This window comes from Burkholderia sp. AU4i, from assembly GCF_000466765.1.
Lineage (GTDB): Bacteria > Pseudomonadota > Gammaproteobacteria > Burkholderiales > Burkholderiaceae > Burkholderia > Burkholderia cepacia.
This window is the reverse complement of the sequence record NZ_ASSI01000167.1, coordinates 1-16,133: the sequence shown is the minus strand read 5'-3', so window position 1 is coordinate 16,133 and position 16,133 is coordinate 1. Positions and strand designations below refer to the sequence as shown.

Sequence of the window (16,133 nt, the reverse complement as noted above, 5' to 3'; positions counted from 1 at the left end):
GTTGCGCGGCGGCCTGCGCTTCGGTTTCCGCGGCGGCGTGACGCTCTGCCGCGGCCCGGGCTTCCGCTGCTGCGGCGCGCGCGAAGGCTTCCGCGCTGCGTGCCGCCTGTTGCGCGGCGTGGTGATCGTGGAGGAGCTGATCGACGCCCACGGTGAGCGAAGCGATCTGATCGTTCAGGTTCATGCGTGTCTTCTCTGCGTAAGACCCGCGATTTTAACCGCTGCGCCGGTGCCGAGCCGCGCGGGACGTGTAACAAAGTGCGCAAAGCGGCGTGAAGTACGCCGCTTTGTGTTACTTCAGGTAGCCGGCGGAGCCGAACCAGTCGAGCGCATCGCGCAGCCCTTCGCGGTACGGGCGCGCACGGTAGCCGAGCTCGCGCTCGGCCTTCGCGGACGTGAAATACATCTTGTTCTTCGACATCCGCAGCCCGTCCACGGTGACGAACGGCTCCTTCTTCGTGAACTTCGCGACCGCTTCCGCGCCGACTGCGAGCGGGTACAGCGGCCAGCGCGGCAGCGCGATCGTCGGCGCCTTGCGGCCCGTCATCTGCGCGATGTCGGCGAGCATCTGCTGCAGCGGCAGGTTCTCGCCGCCGAGGATGTAGCGCTCGCCGATCCGGCCGCGCTCGAGCGCGAGGAAGTGGCCGTGCGCGACGTCGTCGACGTGCACGAGGTTCAGCCCCGTGTCGACGAACGCCGGAATCTTGCCGAGCGCGGCCTCGACGATGATGCGGCCGGTGGGCGTCGGCTTCACGTCGCGCGGGCCGATCGGCGTCGACGGATTGACGATCACGGCCGGCAGCCCTTCGTCGGCGATCATCCGTTCGACCGCGCGTTCCGCGAGCACCTTGCTGCGCTTGTAGACGCCGATCGCCTGTTCCGCCGTGAGCGGCCGGTTCTCGTCGGACGGATCGCCGGCACTCGTCACCTTCAACGTCGCGACGCTGCTCGTGTAGACGATCCGCTCGACGCCTTCCGCGCGTGCCGCGCGCATCGTCGCGACCGCCCCCTCGAGGTTCGCGCGCTCGATCTCGTCGGGATCGGGCGCCCACAGCCGGTAGTCGGCCGCGACATGCAGCAGGTAGCGCACGCCGCGCAGCGCGGCGCGCATCGACGCCTCGTCGCGCATGTCGCCGGTGACGATCTCGGCGTCGAGATCCGCGACGTTCGTGCGCGGGCTGGTCGGGCGCACGAGCACGCGCACCGCATAGCCTTTCTGCTGCGCGATGCGCGCGACGGCCGAGCCGACGAAACCGGACGCGCCGGTGACGAGAACGAGATCGCGGGAGGTATCAGTCATGCGTTTCCTTCAGGGCCGCGCGCGGGCGGCGCGGCGGTTGAGCGTCGGCGAGATTGTACGTGGTCGGCGCGCGCGGCGACGCAAGGCCGCGGCGGGCGCGGGCATGTGCGAAGCGGCCGACGCGACTACAATGCCGGGCTTGAACGCAACGGGAGGACGACGCGATGAGCCGCAATGAACTGGACGAACGGATCGAGACCTACTACGTACGGGTGCGCGGCGTCGTGCAGGGCGTCGGCTTCCGGCATGCGACGGTGCGCGAGGCGCATGCGCTGAAGCTGCGCGGCTGGGTCGCGAATCTCGAGGACGGCACCGTCGAAGCGATGATCCAGGGCCCCGGCGCGCAGATCGACCGGATGCTCGCGTGGCTGCGCCACGGGCCGCCGGCCGCGCGCGTGACCGAGGTGACGTTCGAGGAACGCCGGACCGAGAAGCGCTTCGAGCGCTTCCAGCAGCAGTAAGCGGCACGGAACGATCATGACGGGGTATCCGGAGGCCGGGCGCGGCCTCATGCTGTCGGTGATGGCATCGACGCTGTTCGCGCTGATGTCCGCCTACGCGAAACTGCTCGCGCCGCTCACGGGGCTCGACATCTTCGCGTGGCGCGTGTTGTGGACCGCACCGGGCGCGCTCGCGCTGATCGCGCTGCGCGGCCGCTGGCCGGCGCTCGTCGACCTCCTTCGGCGCAGCGTGCGCGACTGGCGCCTGCTGATCGCGGTGCCCGTGAGCGCCGCGCTGCTCGGGGCGCAGTTGTGGCTGTTCCTGTGGGCGCCGCTGCACGGGCGCATGCTCGAGGTGTCGCTCGGCTATTTCCTGTTGCCGCTGACGATGGTGCTCGTCGGCCGCTTCTACTATCACGAACGGCTCGATCAGCTGCAATGGGCGGCGGTCGCGTGCGCCGCGCTCGGCGTCGCGCACGAAGTGTGGGCGACGCGCGCGTTCGCGTGGCCGACGCTCGTCGTCGCGCTCGGTTATCCGCCGTATTTCGTGCTGCGCCGGCGGATCAACGCCGATTCGCTCGCCGCGTTCGCGGTCGAGATCGTGCTGCTGTGCCCGGTCGCGTTCGCGATGGTCGCGACGAGCGCGACGCGCGTGGCCGGCCATCCCGTGCTGTGGGCCGCGCTGCTGCCGGGGCTCGGCGTGCTGAGCACGCTCGCGCTCGCGAGCTACCTGAAGGCCAGCCGGATGCTGCCGATGGCCCTGTTCGGGATTCTCGGCTACGTCGAGCCCGTGCTGCTCGTCGCGGTGTCGCTGTTGCTGCTCGGCGAAACGCTGAGCGTCGCGAAGCTCGCGACGTACGGGCCGATCTGGGTCGCCGTTGCGCTGACCGCGTGGCACAGCGCGATGCTGATGCGGCGCCTGCCCGCGCGCGGATAGGCGTCGATCGCGACGCGGCGGCGGCGCGGAACGTGGCGCAGATCGCATCGGCACCAGCACCAGCATCGCCATCGCCATCGCCATCGCCCGGCGGTCGAACCCGTCGATGCTGACCGCAAACTGGCGTCGCGCTGTCGTGAATCTGGCGACGCCGCCTGCTTCGCATCACAAGGCTCGCGCGTGTAATCGAACAGAAGATTCGGTTGCACTTTGTTACTTAGGGTCTCCCCTGATCGGCCATTAGACTGGCCTCACCGACTTCCCTTCGTATGCAGCCTTTCAATGAACGGTCCTCTCCGTGCCTGGCCGGCCGGGTTGGCGCGATGCGGGCATACGCGTTTCGCGGCTGATCCCGCGCGCCTTCTTCTTCCCGATCCATTCCCCGGTGCGTGCCGCACCGCTGTCGTGCGGGTGCGCTCATGTCGTTGAGCGTGCCGCCCGCCACGGCTCGGCCGCCGCGCGGCGGCCGCCTGATCGAAGTCGATTTCTTCCGCGGCATCGTGCTGTTGATGATCGTCGTCGACCACATCGGCGCGAGCGTGCTGTCGCGCGTCACGCTGCACGCGTTCGCGCTGTGCGACGCGGCCGAGGTCTTCGTCTTTCTCGGCGGTTTCGCGACCGCGAGCGCCTATGGCGCGATCGCCGAACGGCACGGCGCGCGCGCCGCGCAACGGCGGTTCGTGCGCCGCGCGATGCAGATCTACCGCGCGTTTCTCGCGACCTCGACGCTGATGCTCGTCGTGTCGGCCGTGCTCGACCATTACGGGATCGATGCGCCGAACCTCGCGCTCGACGACGTCAGCGTGATGCTCGCGTCGCCGCTCACGGGCCTTGCCGAGCTGCTGACGTTCCAGCGCCAGCCCTATCTCGCGTCGGTGCTGCCGATGTACGTGCTGTTCGCGCTCGCGTCGCCGGTGCTCGTGCCGTTCGCGCGCCGGCGTCCGTGGCTGCTCGTCGCGCTCGGCGTCGCGTCGTGGATCGCGGCGGGCTGGCTCGGCCCCGAGCTGCTGGACACCGACGGATTCCGCTGGAGTTTCAATCCGTTCGCGTGGCAACTGATGTTCGTCGCCGGCGTGCTCGCGCGCTGCCAGCCGTTCTACCGGCGCATCGCGCTCGGCCGCTGGGGTGCCGCGGCGACCGGGCTGGCCTGCGCGGTCGTGCTCGGTTGCGCGAGCTACAAGCTGTTTTCGGGGTTGCCGCTGCCGGAAGGCGTGTTCAAGCGCGATCTCGCGCTGCCGCGCGTCGTGAGCTTCGCCGCCATCGCGTGGCTGATGGCCGATTGCGTGCGCTTCGGCTGGATCGCGCGGATCGCGCAGGGCGTGCGGCCGGTCGTGGCCGTGGGCCAGCGCGGGCTGATCTGCTTCGTCGCGGGCGCGGCGATCTCGCTCGTCATCGATTCGCTCCTGCATCCGGTCGTGGGCAGTGCCGACCTGCGGCACGTCGGCGTGGGCCTCGTGGCCGACGCGTGCGCGCTCGGGCTGATGATGGCCGTGGCCGGTTCGGGAACGTGGATCGCGCGGTGGCGCGGTGCGGCCGCGTGAGCGGCGCGGGCGGCACGGAACGTGCGGCGCGGCGTCAGTGAGGTGAGCCGATACGGGAGCGGGGAACGGCGGTCGGGTCGTCGGATTCGGCGTCGTCGCGCTCGTCGGGCGCCGGATCGTCGCGTTCCGCGAGTACCGCGTCGGCTTCGGTTGCTGCCCGGGCGGCGCGCAGCGCAGTGCATCGCTGCGCGTACCGGATGTCCGAGAGGATCCGGAGGAGCCTCGTGGTCTTGCTTTTCATGGTCTTCTCCCGCCAGCGCGCATCGCGGCGGATGCACTGCTTTGCAACCAGTGTAGGACGCAATCGCGCAACCGGCGGGAGAATGTGGCGTGCAGGCCGCACGCCGAGGGATAGTCCTTACTGGGCCGTGGCGGCACCCTGCGCCTGCAGCGATTCCTCGCGGCGCTCTTCCGCACAACGCTGGTGCTGGCGCGACAGGCGGTTCATCAGCGGCAGCAGCAGCGCGAGCAGCATGCCGATCGCGGCGAGCCAGCCGAGCTTCTCGAACAGCGACAGGTAGAGCGGCAGCGATTCGGTGGCCGGCAGTTCGTGCGACGGCATCTGCGCGAAGTTCGCGACGACGCTGCCCAGATACTGCGACACGCCCGTCGCGACGAAGTACGCACCCATCATGAAGCCGCTCATGCGCGCCGGCACGTAGCGGGCGATCATCGCGAGGCCGAGGCCGCTCACCAGCAGTTCGCCGAGCGAGTAGAGGCCGTAGCCCCACACCATGAACCACGACGACACGCGGCCGTCCACCGCAAAGCGGCCGCTGATCGTGAACACCAGGTAGCCCGCGGCCACCGCGCCGAAGCCGAGCGCGTACTTCGCGGCGACCGGCAGGTCACGGCCGCCCTTCGCGACGGCGTTGTAGACCCACACGAGCACCGGGCTGAGCAGCATGATCCAGATCGGGTTCAGTGCCTGGAACTGCGCGGCGCTCCACGTGAACAGCGTCGTGCCGAACAGCATGAAGCGCGGATCGACGTTGCGCAGCGCGAACAGCGTCAGCGACGTCGACATCTGCACGTAGAAGATGAAGAACAGGATCACCTGGCCGATCAGCACGAGCGCCGCGATCAGGCCGGCGCGCTCCGAGCGCTCCGACTTCGCGATCATGTACGCGAAGATCGCGAGGATCGCGAACGCTGCCGTCCACACGCTGGCGACGGCGAGCTGCTTGTGCTGCAGCACGTACAGCGTGACCAGCGCGAGGCCGACACCGCCCAGGGCGACCGCGCCGAGGCGCTTCCAGCGGATCGGCTGGTCGTCGGGCAGCGAGCCGACGTGTGCGAGCGTGCGATGCATCAGCATGAAGTTGAGGATCGCGAGCAGCATGCCGCCGCAGCAGACCGCGAACGCGGTGTGCCAGCCCCAGTGATCCTTGATCCACGGCGTCGCGAGCATCGACACCGTCGAGCCGATGTTGACCGCCATGTAGTAGATCGTGAACGCGCTGTCGATGCGCGCGTCGTCGCCTTCATAGATGCGGCGCACGAGGTTCGCCGCGTTGGCCTTGAACAGGCCGTTGCCGACGACGATCACGCCAAGCGACGCGTACATGTACGTCAGCTGGTCGTTCGGTACCGACAGCATCAGGTAGCCGGCGCAGAGCACGGACGCGCCGATGATCATCGTGCGGCGGGCGCCGAGCACCTTGTCGCCGATCCAGCCGCCGATCGACGGCGCGGCATAGACGAGTGCGGTAAACGCACCCCAGGTCAGGTTCGCATGGCTGTCGGTGAAACCGAGCCGGTCGACCATGAAGAGGACCAGGAGCGCGGCCATGCCGTAGTAGCCGAAGCGCTCCCACATTTCGATGAGGAAGACCGTCGTGAACGATCGGGTTTGTGAAACAGGTGGTTGCATCATCAATCTCGTTTGAAACGGACGGCACGGATCGCGCGTCGTCTTGGGGTCGAACTGGCGCCGATGCACAATGGGCCGGGTAAGCTTTGCGCTGGCGATGGAACAGTCGGGCGGTTAGCCCGGGCCGGGGCCTGACTCCGCCTGGTGTGGCGGGGAGGGGCCCCGACCGGCGCGCGCATGGTAACGGCTGCCGGTCCGGTGCGTCTGGTATCCGCCACTTAGGGAAACTCCTAATGTGGCAGTAGCTTTCAGGAACATTCGTCTCATCATTTACTTGTAAGCTTTCATGCCGGCCCTCCGAAGATTCCCGGAGAGCCGCTTGCAGCTTGCCTGTGAAGCCGGCGAGTCTGGCAAGATAGCGCGTCGTTTCGCTCGCTTCGTGTCCCGTTTAGTGCACCGGGCTCAACACCGAAGACGGGTGCGAACCCGAAGACTAAGCTATATCGTTCTAACTTAGTTATTTTCCATCAAACATTTTTTGACGATCACTTTTCGGCCTGCTATGGTTCCCCCCACTGAAAACTCGCGGTCCGCAGATGCTGCCGCCGCTCTGGGCAGCAAGATTCGCGCGTTGCGCCAACGACTCAAGCGCACGCTCGACGACACCGCTACCGCCGCGGGGATTTCGAAGCCGTTTCTGTCTCAAGTCGAACGCGGGCTCGCGTCGCCGTCGCTGACATCGTTGGCCGGTATCGCGCACGCGCTCGGTGTGACGGTGCAGTACTTCGTGGATACGCCGAGCGAGGAACGCTCGGTCTGCCGAGGCGAGCAGCTGCGCTTCTTCGGGTTTGCCGATTCGGCGAACCTGTTCGCGAGGCTGACGAACGTGTCCGAAGGGCGCCAGCTGGAGGCGATCCTCGTGAGGATGCCGCCGGGGCAGAAGCGGTCCGAGGTGACGACACATGCAGGAGAGGAGTTCCTGTATGTGATTGAAGGGGAAGTGTCGCTGACGCTGGAAGGCAAGACGTTCGTCCTGCAGGCCGGTGACAGTTCGCACTATCAGTCGACGGTCCCGCACAGCTGGGTCAACACCGCGAAGATCGAGTCGGTGGTGGTCTGGGTGGGTACGCCGAGGCTGTTCTAACGCACAGGTATTCCTTCGTTTCGAAGACGGAATGCCTGTCGAAAGAAACGTAAGGAATACTAAAATGCAATACGAGAATCACGGGCCTCCTCAATCGCTGCGCCCGTCAGCGTCTCACGCGTAAGCCGCGGCATCCGCCGCGCGACGCTCACCGAACAACCCTTCTCAAGACTGCCACGATGAAATCCTTGCATGCCATGTCGGCCGTGCTGGCCGCGCTCGCCCTGACGCCTGTCGCCCACGCCGTTTCCGTTCCGTCGAACGTCGCGCTCGCTCCCCAACAGGACCTGACGCGCCAGGTGCCCGCCGAAGTCGAGTCGCTCGACCCGGCGCACATCGAATCGTGGACCGGCAACACGATCGGCCTCGACCTGTTCGAAGGGCTGGCGCGCATCGACGCAGCCGGCCAGGTCGTGCCGGGTGTCGCGCTGTCGTGGGAACGCAAGACGCCGACGACGTGGATCTTCAAGCTTCGCCACGACGCGAAGTGGAGCAACGGCCAGCCGGTGACGGCCGCCGATTTCGTCTACGCATGGCAGCGCCTCGTCGATCCGAAGACGGGCTCGAAGTACACGATCCTCGTCGAGTTCGTGAAGAACTCGAAGGACATCATCGCGGGCAAGGCCGCGCCGTCGACGCTCGGCGTGCGCGCCGTCGACCCGTACACGCTGGAAGTGACGACCGACGTGCCGGTCGCGTTCTTCCCCGAGCTCACCGCGATGGTGCCGCTCGCACCGGTGAACAAGGACACGGTGACGAAGCTCGGCGACGCATGGACGCGCCCGGGCAACATCGTCAGCAACGGCGCCTACCAGCTCGTCGACTGGCAGCCGAACAACCGCATCGTGATCTCGAAGGATGCGAAATACTGGAATGCGCCGAAGGTCGTGATCAACAAGGTCACGTACCTGCCGATCGAGAGCGACGAGACGGCGATGCGCATGTACCAGGCCGGCCAGATCGACTACAGCTACTCGATCCCGTCGGGGATCTTCCAGCAGGTCAGCAAGCAGTTCGGCGGCGAACTGCGCCAGGGCCTGCAGCTCGCGACGTACTACTACTACCTGAACAACAGCGATCCGGCACTGAAGGACAAGCGCGTGCGCCAGGCGCTGTCGATGGTGCTCGATCGCGACGTGCTGACCCAGAAGCTCACGCAGGCCGGCGAGAAGCCGATGTACGGCCTGATGCCGAACGGCACGAAGGGCGTGCAGCCGTTCACGCCGGACTGGGCATCGTGGCCGATGGCGAAACGTGTCGCGACCGCGAAGGACCTGCTGAAGCAGGCCGGCTATTCGGACGCGAAGCCGCTGTCGTTCACGCTGACCTACAACACCAACGACCTGCACAAGAAGGTCGCGCTGTTCGCGGCGTCCGAATGGCGTACCAAGCTCGGCATCAACACGAAGCTCGAGAACGTCGAGTTCAAGGTGCTGATGAAGCAGCGCCATGACGGCAAGGTGCAGATCGCGCGCGACGGCTGGTTCGCCGACTACAACGACGCGATGACGTTCTTCGACCTGCTGCGTTGCGGCAGCGCGCAGAACACCGTCGGCTACTGCAACAAGCAGGCCGATGCACTCGTCGACGAAGGCAACCAGAAGCTCGACGACAAGGCGCGTGCCGCGCTGCTCACGCAGGCACACGATCTCGCTCTGAGCGACACGCCGATGGTGCCGCTGTTCCAGTACTCGGCCGACCGTCTCGTGAAGCCGTACGTCGGTGGCTATTCGCTGAAGAACGTGATCGACATGCGTGCGTCGCAGGACATGTACCTGATCAAGCACTGAGCGGAGCGATCATGCTGGCCTACGCATTGAGGCGTACGTTGTGGGCGGTGCCGACGATCCTCGCGGTCGTCACCGTCTGCTACCTGCTGCTGCACCTGACGCCCGGTGGCCCGTTCGATACGGAAAAGCAGCTGTCCGCGGCGACGCTCGCGAACCTGAACGCGAAGTATCACCTCGACCAGCCGCTGTGGAAGCAGTACCTGATGTACCTGAACGCGCTGCTGCACGGCGATCTCGGCCCGTCGTTCCGTTACGTCGACTGGTCCGTGAACGACCTGGTGCGCAAGGCGCTGCCGGTGAGTCTCGGCGTGGGCGGCCTGTCGATCCCGATCTCGATCGGGCTCGGCGTGCTGCTCGGCACCGTCGCGGCCGTGCGCCGCGACAGCTTCATCGACCGCATCGTGATGCTGATCGGCAACGTCGGCAACGTCGTGCCGCCGTTCGTGCTCGGCCCCGTGCTCGTGTGGATCTTCGCGATCCTGCTGAAGACGTCGGCCGGCAACGGCTGGCTGCCGGCGGGCGGCTGGGGCGACGGCGGCTGGCAGTACCGGCTGCTGCCGATCGTGCTGCTGACCTTCATCAACATGTCGCTGCTCGCGCGCGTGATGCGCGGCTCGATGATCGAGACGCTGTCGAGCAACTACATCCGCACCGCGCGCGCGAAGGGCCTGCCGGGCTCGACGATCGTGCTGCGCCACGCGCTGAAGCCCGCGCTGATGCCGGTCGTGTCGCTGGTCGGCACGGTCTGCATCTCGTCGATCACCGCGGCCGTCGTCACCGAATCGGTGTTCGCGCTGCCGGGCCTCGGCCAGCTCGTCGTGAACGGTGCGATCAACCGCGACTACACGCTCGTGCTCGGCCTCGTCGTGCTGACCACCGTCTGCGCCGTGCTGTTCAACCTGCTGGTCGACCTCGCGTACGCGTGGCTCGATCCGCGCATCCGTTATTGAGCGAGGCACCGCGATGACTCCGACTACTCCCGTCGTCGGCCTGCCCGTGCAGACCGACACGCCGCCGCGTTCGCGCTCGCCGCTCGCGCTCGCCATGGCGCGCTTCCTTCACAACCGTGCGGCCGTGTTCAGCCTCGTGCTGCTCGCGCTGATCACGATCGCGTGTTTCGTCGGCCCGTGGCTGCTGACCGCCGACCCGGCCGCGAGCGACTGGGGCGCGATCAGCCTGCCGCCGACCTGGGCCAACCAGCACTGGTTCGGTACCGACGAGCTCGGCCGCGACCTGCTCGTGCGCACGCTGATCGGCGGACGCGTGTCGATCGAGGTCGGCGTGCTCGGCACGCTCGTGTCGGGCCTGTTCGGCGTCGCGTGGGGCGCGACCGCGGGCTTCGCGGGCGGCCGCACCGATGCCGTGATGATGCGCGTCGTCGACATGATGTACGCGATCCCGTACCTGCTGATCGCGATCCTGATGATGACCCTGTTCGGCCGCTCGTTCATGCTGGTCGTGCTGACCATCAGCGCGTTCTCGTGGATCGACATGGCGCGTGTCGTGCGCGGCCAGACGCTGTCGCTGCGCAGCCGCGAGTTCGTCGATGCGGCGCGCGCGATCGGCGTGTCGCCGGCCACGATCGTGCGGCGCCACGTCGTGCCGAACCTGCTCGGCGTGGTCGTCGTGTACGCGACGGTCTCGGTGCCGGGCATCGTGCTGACCGAATCGGTGCTGTCGTTCCTCGGCCTCGGCGTGCAGGAACCGATGACGAGCTGGGGCGTGCTGATCCAGGACGGCGCGCAGAAACTGGAATCGATGCCGTGGCTGCTGCTGGCCCCGGCCGTCATGCTGTGCGTGACGCTCTACTGCGTGAACTTCGTCGGCGATGGCCTGCGTGACGCGCTCGACCCGAAGGATCGCTGAAATGGGTGCACTGCTGGAAGTAGACAACCTCGGCGTGCGCTTCACGCGCAAGGACGCGCCGCCGGTCGACGCCGTGAGCGGCGTGTCGTTCTCGCTCGAAGCCGGCAAGACGCTCGGCATCGTCGGCGAATCGGGCTCGGGCAAGAGCCAGACCGTGATGGCGCTGCTCGGCCTGCTGGCCGGCAACGGCACGACGACGGGCGCCGCGCGCTATCGCGGCGACAACCTGCTCGAGATGGATGCGCGCGCGCTGAACAAGGTGCGCGGCGACCGGATCGCGATGATTTTCCAGGACCCGATGACGTCGCTCAATCCGTTCCTGACGATCGAGCGGCAGATGACCGAGACGCTGCAGCTGCATCGCAAGCTGTCGCGCAGGGAAGCCACGAAGCGCGCGATCGAGGCGCTCGAATCGGTGCGTATCCCCGACGCGGCGCGCCGCATCCGCATGTATCCGCACGAGTTCTCGGGCGGGATGCGCCAGCGCGTGATGATCGCGATGGCGCTGCTGTCCGAGCCGGAGATCCTGATCGCCGACGAGCCGACCACCGCGCTCGACGTGACCGTGCAGGCGCAGATCATCGACCTGCTGCGCGAGCTGAACCGCGAGCGTGGCACGGCGATCGTGCTGATCACGCACGACATGGGCGTGGTCGCGGGCCTCGCGGACGACGTGATGGTCATGTATGCGGGCCGCACCGTCGAATACGCGCCGGCCGAATCGATTTTCGCGGCGCCGTCGCATCCGTACACGATCGGCCTGCTCAACGCGCTGCCGCGCCTGACCGACGCGGACGATGCGCCGCTCGTCGCGATTCCCGGCAATCCGCCGATGCCCGGCACCGCGCCAGCCGGCTGCGCGTTCGCGAAGCGCTGCACGTATGCGGAAGAACGCTGCGGCGCGGCGCGCCCCGCGCTCGAAACCTATGGCGCCGTGGGCGCGGTGCGCGCATGCCACCGGCCCGTGGCCGATATGACGGGAGGTCTGCGATGAGCGTCGATGAACGCCGCAATACCGGCGCGACGGACGACACGCTGCTGTCCGTCGATGGGCTGAAAGTGCATTTCCGTGTGCCGCTCGGCGGCTACCCGTGGTCGCCGAAGGGCACGCTGCGCGCCGTCGACGGCGTGTCGTTCGACGTGAAGCGCGGCGAGACCGTCGGGCTCGTCGGCGAATCGGGCTGCGGGAAGTCGACGCTCGCGCGTGCGCTGATCGGGCTCGTGCCGATGACGGCCGGCGCCGTGAAATGGCGCGGCGAAGCCGTCGCGCCCGATCACCTGCGCGGCACCGCGATGCGGCGCGAAGTGCAGATGATCTTCCAGGACCCGCTCGCGTCGCTCGATCCGCGCATGACGATCGAACAGGTCGTCGCGGAGCCGCTCGTCACGCACCAGGCCGGCCTCGGCCGCACCGAGGTGCGCCGCCGCGTGGTCACGATGCTCGAACGCGTCGGCCTGAACGCGCACCACCTGCTGCGCTATCCGCATGAATTTTCCGGCGGGCAGTGCCAGCGCGTCGGCATCGCGCGCGCGCTGATCAGCGAGCCGAAGCTCGTGATCTGCGACGAACCCGTATCGGCGCTCGACGTGTCGATCCAGGCGCAGATCGTGAACCTGCTGCGCGATCTTCAACGCGAACTGTCGTTGTCCTATCTTTTCGTTGCACACGATCTCGCCGTGGTGAAGGCGATCAGCCAGCGTGTGCTCGTGATGTATCTCGGCCGCGTGATGGAGTTCGGCACGCGGCATGACGTGTACGGCGTCCCTCAACACCCGTACACGAAGGCGCTGCTCGATGCGGCGCCGACGCCGGAGCCGGCGCGCGAGCGTGCTCGCCGCCCGATGCTGCTGGCGGGCGAGATGCCCTCGCCGCTCAACCCGCCGTCCGGCTGCGCGTTCCGCACGCGCTGCCCGGTCGCGATAGACGCGTGCGCGCAGGACGTGCCGCTGCCGGAAGTTCGGCAGGGGTCGGCGGCGCGTGTCGCGTGCATCCGCGCGGGTGTGGCGTGAGCTGAAGTGACGCAGCAAACATAACCAAGGCAGGTCAACAGGGGTAGGTGCGGCGCGAACGATCTTCGCGCCGCGGGTACAGGCGCGTCCTTAACCGGGCGCGCCGGGGGGCCGGGAGCGGATCGCAGCCGGCGTGGACGATATCAACACAAGACGAGAATTACGATGAAAAAACAGAAAACGATCGGGACAGCATCGAAAATGCTGCTTGCCTGGGGGCTGCCGGCACTCGCCGGTGTTTCGCTGACGGGCGTCGCGCACGCCGACGACGCGGCCCCCGCACCGCTGACGGTCGCCCAGGCCGCACCGGGCACGACCGTTGCGCAGGCAACGACCCCGAACGCCATTGTCAACGCCGAAGCGACCCAGGCCGTCACGCCGCCCGACGAGCCGTCGGCCCAGTCGCAGTCGAAGGGTTTCATTGCCGACAGCCACCTCAACTTCCTGTTCCGCAACTATGCGGACGTGCTCGACGCCAAGGGCGGCCCGCATCGCCACGCGTGGGTCCAGGGCGCGATGGCGAACTTCGAGTCGGGCTATACGACGGGCCTGATCGGTATCGGCTTCGACGCGTCGCTGTATGCGGCGCTGAAGCTCGACGGCGGCCAGGGCGCCGGCAGCATGGTGCACATCGCGAAGGGCGGCGGTGGCGGCAACCAGCTCGCATGGGCCTATCCCGGCATCTACGACGTGAAGGCGCGCATCTCGAACACGGTGGTCAAGTACGGTCTGCAGGCCGTCGACAACCCGTTCATGGAGCAGCACGACAACCGTGCGCTGCCGCCGACGTTCCTCGGCGCGACACTCGTCAGCAATGAATTCAAGAACGTGATGCTCGAGGCCGGCAGCTTCACGAAGACCGACGCGCGCGGTCACACGACGCTCACCAACCTGACGACGCAATACGGCGGCACGCGCATCAATCGCCTGTCGTATGTCGGCGGCACGTGGGATTACTCGCCGAACGGCGAAATCGCGCTGTACGCGAACCAGGCCGACGACGTGTGGCACCAGTACTACGCGTCGGTGAAGCACAGCATCGGCAGCCCGCAGACGATCAAGTGGACGGGCTTCGGCAACGTCTACTCGACGCACGACACGGGCGATGCGCTGCAAGGCAAGATCAACAACAACGCGTACAGCCTGTCGCTGGCCGCGCAGCACGGCCCGCACGAGCTGCTGCTCGGCTTCCAGCAGGTGCTCGGCGACCAGTTCTTCGACTACCTGAACGAAACGAACGGCATCTTCCTGACCAACTCGATGGACGTCGACTACAACGCGCCGCACGAAAAGTCGCTGCAGCTGCGTTACACGTTCTACGGCAAGGAAGCGGGCCTGCCGGGCTTCAAGGCGATGGTCTGGGGCGTGACGGGCTGGGGCGCGGACGGCAGCGCGAGCGCGGCGCTCGACCCGAGCAAGTCGAGCATCTACTGGAGCAACGGCGCGCCGGTGCAGGGCCGTCACCACGAGTTCGGCTTCATCCCGTCGTACACGTTCCAGAGCGGCAAGCTGAAGGACACGAAGGTCACGTTCATCGCGATGTGGCACGCCGGTTCGGCGCACTACTCGGACGCGACGAACACCGAGTACCGCCTGGTCGTGAACCTGCCGCTGCACGCGTTCTGATCGAAGGGGGCACGCGCCCCCGCTTCGCACGGCCGGCTTTCGATCGAAACGATCAGGCCGGCTTGTGCAGCCCCGCGACCGGATCGTTCGCGGCCGGCATGTCTTCCACGAGCGACGTGAGCTGGCGGCCCGTATCGCGCCAGGCATCGAGGCCGCCGCGCAGCGCGAGCGCATCGGTGAAGCCGGCGTCGAGCAGGCGCTTCGCCATCAGGGCCGCCGTCACTTCGTTCGGGCACGAGCAGTACACGACGAACTTCTGCGAGAGCGGATAGCGCGCGACGATGTCGCCGATCTGGCGATCGTCGGCGAATTGCGCGCCGGGAATCGTGAACGGGTCGAGCTTGCGATGCTCGGGCGAGCGCACGTCGAGCACGACCGGCGCGGTGGCGTCGCGCAGCAGCAGGTCGAGTTCGTCGACGCTGATCCGCGCATTGGCGAGCTGGCGGATCAGCGCGCGGCGGCGCATCCAGCGGATGGCCGCATACACGGCGAGCAGCGCGACGATCACCAGCAGCACCGCGCGGCCGAGGTGGCTCGCACCGGCGAACAGCCAGTCGATCTGCCGGTAGAACACCAGCCCGGCCACCAGGCCGACGATCGTCCACAGTGCGGCGCCGAGGGCATCGTAGCCGGCGAACGTGCGGTAGCGCGTGCCGAGCGCACCGGCCATCGGCACCGACACGAGCGACAACCCGGGAATGAAGCGCGCGACCGCGAGCACGCGCACGCCGTAGCGGCCGAAGAAGCGTTCGGTCTTTCTCACGCAGGTATCGCGCGACAGCGACAGCCGGCAGATCGTCTTCAGCGTCGTGCCGCCGTAACGGCGCCCGGCGACGTACCACACGGTGTCGCCGATCAATGCGCCGAGCACCGACAGCGCCACCACCGTCACCAGTTGCGAGCCGATCATCTCGGGATGCATCGCGGACATCGCGCCGAACAGCACGAGCGTCGGCATCGCGGGCACCGGCAGGCCGATGGCCGCCGCGAGCACGTTGGCGAAGACGAGAAGCGGCCCATATTGGGCGACGAGGTCACGGAGCATGACGGCTGGCCGAAAAGGACATGCGTGGGCAGGAAACGCAGATGGGCCGATTATCGGCCTTTTTCAAGACAACGGCGGGAATGACGGAAAGCGCCGGACGGCGGCAGGGGCGCGGTGAGCCGACGCGCTGCGAGCGGCTCACCGTTCGGAATCAGGAGGAGGTGCGGGCGAGCGACGCGGCGCCGTGGTTTTCGCCGGGCAGCTCGGCGCCGTGCGAGCGGATCGCCGCGATCAGTTCGGCCGGCGTGATCTCGTAGCGGACTTCGCGATGGATGCCGGGCTTGCGTTCGTCGATCTCGATCAGCAGCACGCTTTTGCCGTCGCCGGTTGCCTCGAGCCGGAGCGAGCGCAGTTCGCGGCCGTCGGCCGGGTCGTGTTCGGTGAGCAGGGTCATTGCCCCGGATGAGCCGGTAGTGCGCATCGAACCTATCCTCGTATCGTGGATGCCGTAGTGGCGAAGATGTCTTTGTTGAATGCAGCCTGACGCAGTTTAACGCGAACGGGCCGCAAGTCGGAGCATTTTCGCGCGCTGAAATGAGGGCTGAACCACCGATCCTTCTGATGTTTGAGCCGCGCGGGGCGGGCGTTTGCGCCGGATCGGGGCCGGCCGCGGCCGGCCCC

The 16,133-nt window shown here is 67.4% G+C and carries 15 protein-coding genes and 1 pseudogene; 10 read left to right on the top strand and 6 right to left on the bottom strand.

Translation table 11 applies throughout. From position 1 onward, the window contains the following. Both L810_RS32470 and hpnA read right to left on the bottom strand, forming a co-directional pair. Window positions 1-184 (bottom strand): annotated as a pseudogene (locus tag L810_RS32470) (phage tail protein); the annotation flags it as partial. Between the two features lie 108 nt (window positions 185-292). Continuing rightward, complete coding sequence (hpnA, locus tag L810_RS32465; RefSeq protein ID WP_011353724.1) at window positions 293-1,300, bottom strand: hopanoid-associated sugar epimerase; 1,008 nt, start codon at window positions 1,298-1,300, stop codon at window positions 293-295. A gap of 164 nt (window positions 1,301-1,464) precedes the next feature. Between hpnA and L810_RS32460 the strand changes: the two genes are divergently transcribed. From L810_RS32460 to L810_RS32450, 3 genes are all read left to right on the top strand, one after another. After that, window positions 1,465-1,761, top strand: a complete 297-nt coding sequence (locus L810_RS32460) for an acylphosphatase (RefSeq protein WP_006480292.1) — start codon at window positions 1,465-1,467, stop codon at window positions 1,759-1,761. Between the two features lie 16 nt (window positions 1,762-1,777). After that, window positions 1,778-2,677 (top strand): EamA family transporter RarD, encoded by a 900-nt coding sequence (rarD, locus tag L810_RS32455; RefSeq protein WP_021162460.1) that lies wholly within the window; start codon window positions 1,778-1,780, stop codon window positions 2,675-2,677. Window positions 2,678-3,096: 419 nt separating this feature from the next. After that, complete coding sequence (locus tag L810_RS32450) at window positions 3,097-4,218, top strand: OpgC domain-containing protein (RefSeq protein WP_021162458.1); 1,122 nt, start codon at window positions 3,097-3,099, stop codon at window positions 4,216-4,218. A gap of 34 nt (window positions 4,219-4,252) precedes the next feature. Here the strand turns inward: L810_RS32450 and L810_RS32445 are convergent, their stop codons facing one another. Together L810_RS32445 and L810_RS32440 are read right to left on the bottom strand one after the other, a co-directional pair. Continuing rightward, complete coding sequence (locus tag L810_RS32445) at window positions 4,253-4,459, bottom strand: hypothetical protein (protein ID WP_042977045.1); 207 nt, start codon at window positions 4,457-4,459, stop codon at window positions 4,253-4,255. Between the two features lie 117 nt (window positions 4,460-4,576). After that, window positions 4,577-6,094, bottom strand: a complete 1,518-nt coding sequence (locus L810_RS32440; RefSeq protein ID WP_021162456.1) for a peptide MFS transporter — start codon at window positions 6,092-6,094, stop codon at window positions 4,577-4,579. Between the two features lie 499 nt (window positions 6,095-6,593). Between L810_RS32440 and L810_RS32435 the strand changes: the two genes are divergently transcribed. The 7 genes from L810_RS32435 to L810_RS32405 all read left to right on the top strand — a co-directional run bounded on the left by L810_RS32435 (window position 6,594) and on the right by L810_RS32405 (window position 14,467). After that, the gene (locus tag L810_RS32435) at window positions 6,594-7,175 is read left to right on the top strand and encodes a cupin domain-containing protein (protein ID WP_021162455.1); all 582 of its coding nucleotides are present in this window, start codon (window positions 6,594-6,596) and stop codon (window positions 7,173-7,175) included. A 179-nt stretch (window positions 7,176-7,354) separates the two neighbouring features. Beyond that, window positions 7,355-8,965, top strand: a complete 1,611-nt coding sequence (locus L810_RS32430) for a peptide ABC transporter substrate-binding protein (RefSeq protein WP_042977043.1) — start codon at window positions 7,355-7,357, stop codon at window positions 8,963-8,965. Between the two features lie 11 nt (window positions 8,966-8,976). Next, window positions 8,977-9,915, top strand: a complete 939-nt coding sequence (locus L810_RS32425; RefSeq protein ID WP_021162452.1) for an ABC transporter permease subunit — start codon at window positions 8,977-8,979, stop codon at window positions 9,913-9,915. Between the two features lie 13 nt (window positions 9,916-9,928). Then, complete coding sequence (locus tag L810_RS32420) at window positions 9,929-10,831, top strand: ABC transporter permease (RefSeq protein WP_021162451.1); 903 nt, start codon at window positions 9,929-9,931, stop codon at window positions 10,829-10,831. Between the two features lies 1 nt (window position 10,832). Next, window positions 10,833-11,825 (top strand): ABC transporter ATP-binding protein, encoded by a 993-nt coding sequence (locus tag L810_RS32415; RefSeq protein WP_021162450.1) that lies wholly within the window; start codon window positions 10,833-10,835, stop codon window positions 11,823-11,825. Further along, window positions 11,822-12,841, top strand: coding sequence for an ABC transporter ATP-binding protein (locus tag L810_RS32410; protein WP_021162449.1), 1,020 nt, complete (start codon window positions 11,822-11,824; stop codon window positions 12,839-12,841). Before L810_RS32415 ends, L810_RS32410 begins: the two co-directional genes overlap by 4 nt. Window positions 12,842-13,006: 165 nt before the next feature. Then, complete coding sequence (locus L810_RS32405; protein ID WP_021162448.1) at window positions 13,007-14,467, top strand: OprD family porin; 1,461 nt, start codon at window positions 13,007-13,009, stop codon at window positions 14,465-14,467. A gap of 52 nt (window positions 14,468-14,519) precedes the next feature. Here L810_RS32405 and L810_RS32400 read toward each other — a convergent pair whose 3' ends face one another. Both L810_RS32400 and L810_RS32395 read right to left on the bottom strand, forming a co-directional pair. Further along, window positions 14,520-15,512 carry a DedA family protein/thiosulfate sulfurtransferase GlpE gene (locus L810_RS32400; RefSeq protein WP_021162447.1) on the bottom strand — a complete coding sequence of 331 codons (993 nt, stop codon included), beginning with the start codon at window positions 15,510-15,512 and terminating at the stop codon, window positions 14,520-14,522. A 151-nt stretch (window positions 15,513-15,663) separates the two neighbouring features. Further along, window positions 15,664-15,933, bottom strand: coding sequence for a hypothetical protein (locus tag L810_RS32395; RefSeq protein WP_011353737.1), 270 nt, complete (start codon window positions 15,931-15,933; stop codon window positions 15,664-15,666). Window positions 15,934-16,133: the final 200 nt, after the last annotated feature.

Bases quoted from the DNA above. Each gene is read 5' to 3' on its own strand.
- L810_RS32430 (WP_042977043.1), top strand. From the start codon at position 7,355: ATGAAATCCTTGCATGCCATGTCGGCCGTGCTGGCCGCGCTCGCCCTG.
- L810_RS32410 (WP_021162449.1), top strand. From the start codon at position 11,822: ATGAGCGTCGATGAACGCCGCAATACCGGCGCGACGGACGACACGCTG.
- L810_RS32405 (WP_021162448.1), top strand. From the start codon at position 13,007: ATGAAAAAACAGAAAACGATCGGGACAGCATCGAAAATGCTGCTTGCC.
- L810_RS32435 (WP_021162455.1), top strand. From the start codon at position 6,594: ATGGTTCCCCCCACTGAAAACTCGCGGTCCGCAGATGCTGCCGCCGCT.
- rarD (WP_021162460.1), top strand. From the start codon at position 1,778: ATGACGGGGTATCCGGAGGCCGGGCGCGGCCTCATGCTGTCGGTGATG.
- L810_RS32440 (WP_021162456.1), bottom strand. From the start codon at position 6,094: ATGATGCAACCACCTGTTTCACAAACCCGATCGTTCACGACGGTCTTC.
- L810_RS32415 (WP_021162450.1), top strand. From the start codon at position 10,833: ATGGGTGCACTGCTGGAAGTAGACAACCTCGGCGTGCGCTTCACGCGC.
- L810_RS32460 (WP_006480292.1), top strand. From the start codon at position 1,465: ATGAGCCGCAATGAACTGGACGAACGGATCGAGACCTACTACGTACGG.
- L810_RS32400 (WP_021162447.1), bottom strand. From the start codon at position 15,512: ATGCTCCGTGACCTCGTCGCCCAATATGGGCCGCTTCTCGTCTTCGCC.
- L810_RS32445 (WP_042977045.1), bottom strand. From the start codon at position 4,459: ATGAAAAGCAAGACCACGAGGCTCCTCCGGATCCTCTCGGACATCCGG.
- L810_RS32395 (WP_011353737.1), bottom strand. From the start codon at position 15,933: ATGCGCACTACCGGCTCATCCGGGGCAATGACCCTGCTCACCGAACAC.
- hpnA (WP_011353724.1), bottom strand. From the start codon at position 1,300: ATGACTGATACCTCCCGCGATCTCGTTCTCGTCACCGGCGCGTCCGGT.
- L810_RS32425 (WP_021162452.1), top strand. From the start codon at position 8,977: ATGCTGGCCTACGCATTGAGGCGTACGTTGTGGGCGGTGCCGACGATC.
- L810_RS32420 (WP_021162451.1), top strand. From the start codon at position 9,929: ATGACTCCGACTACTCCCGTCGTCGGCCTGCCCGTGCAGACCGACACG.
- L810_RS32450 (WP_021162458.1), top strand. From the start codon at position 3,097: ATGTCGTTGAGCGTGCCGCCCGCCACGGCTCGGCCGCCGCGCGGCGGC.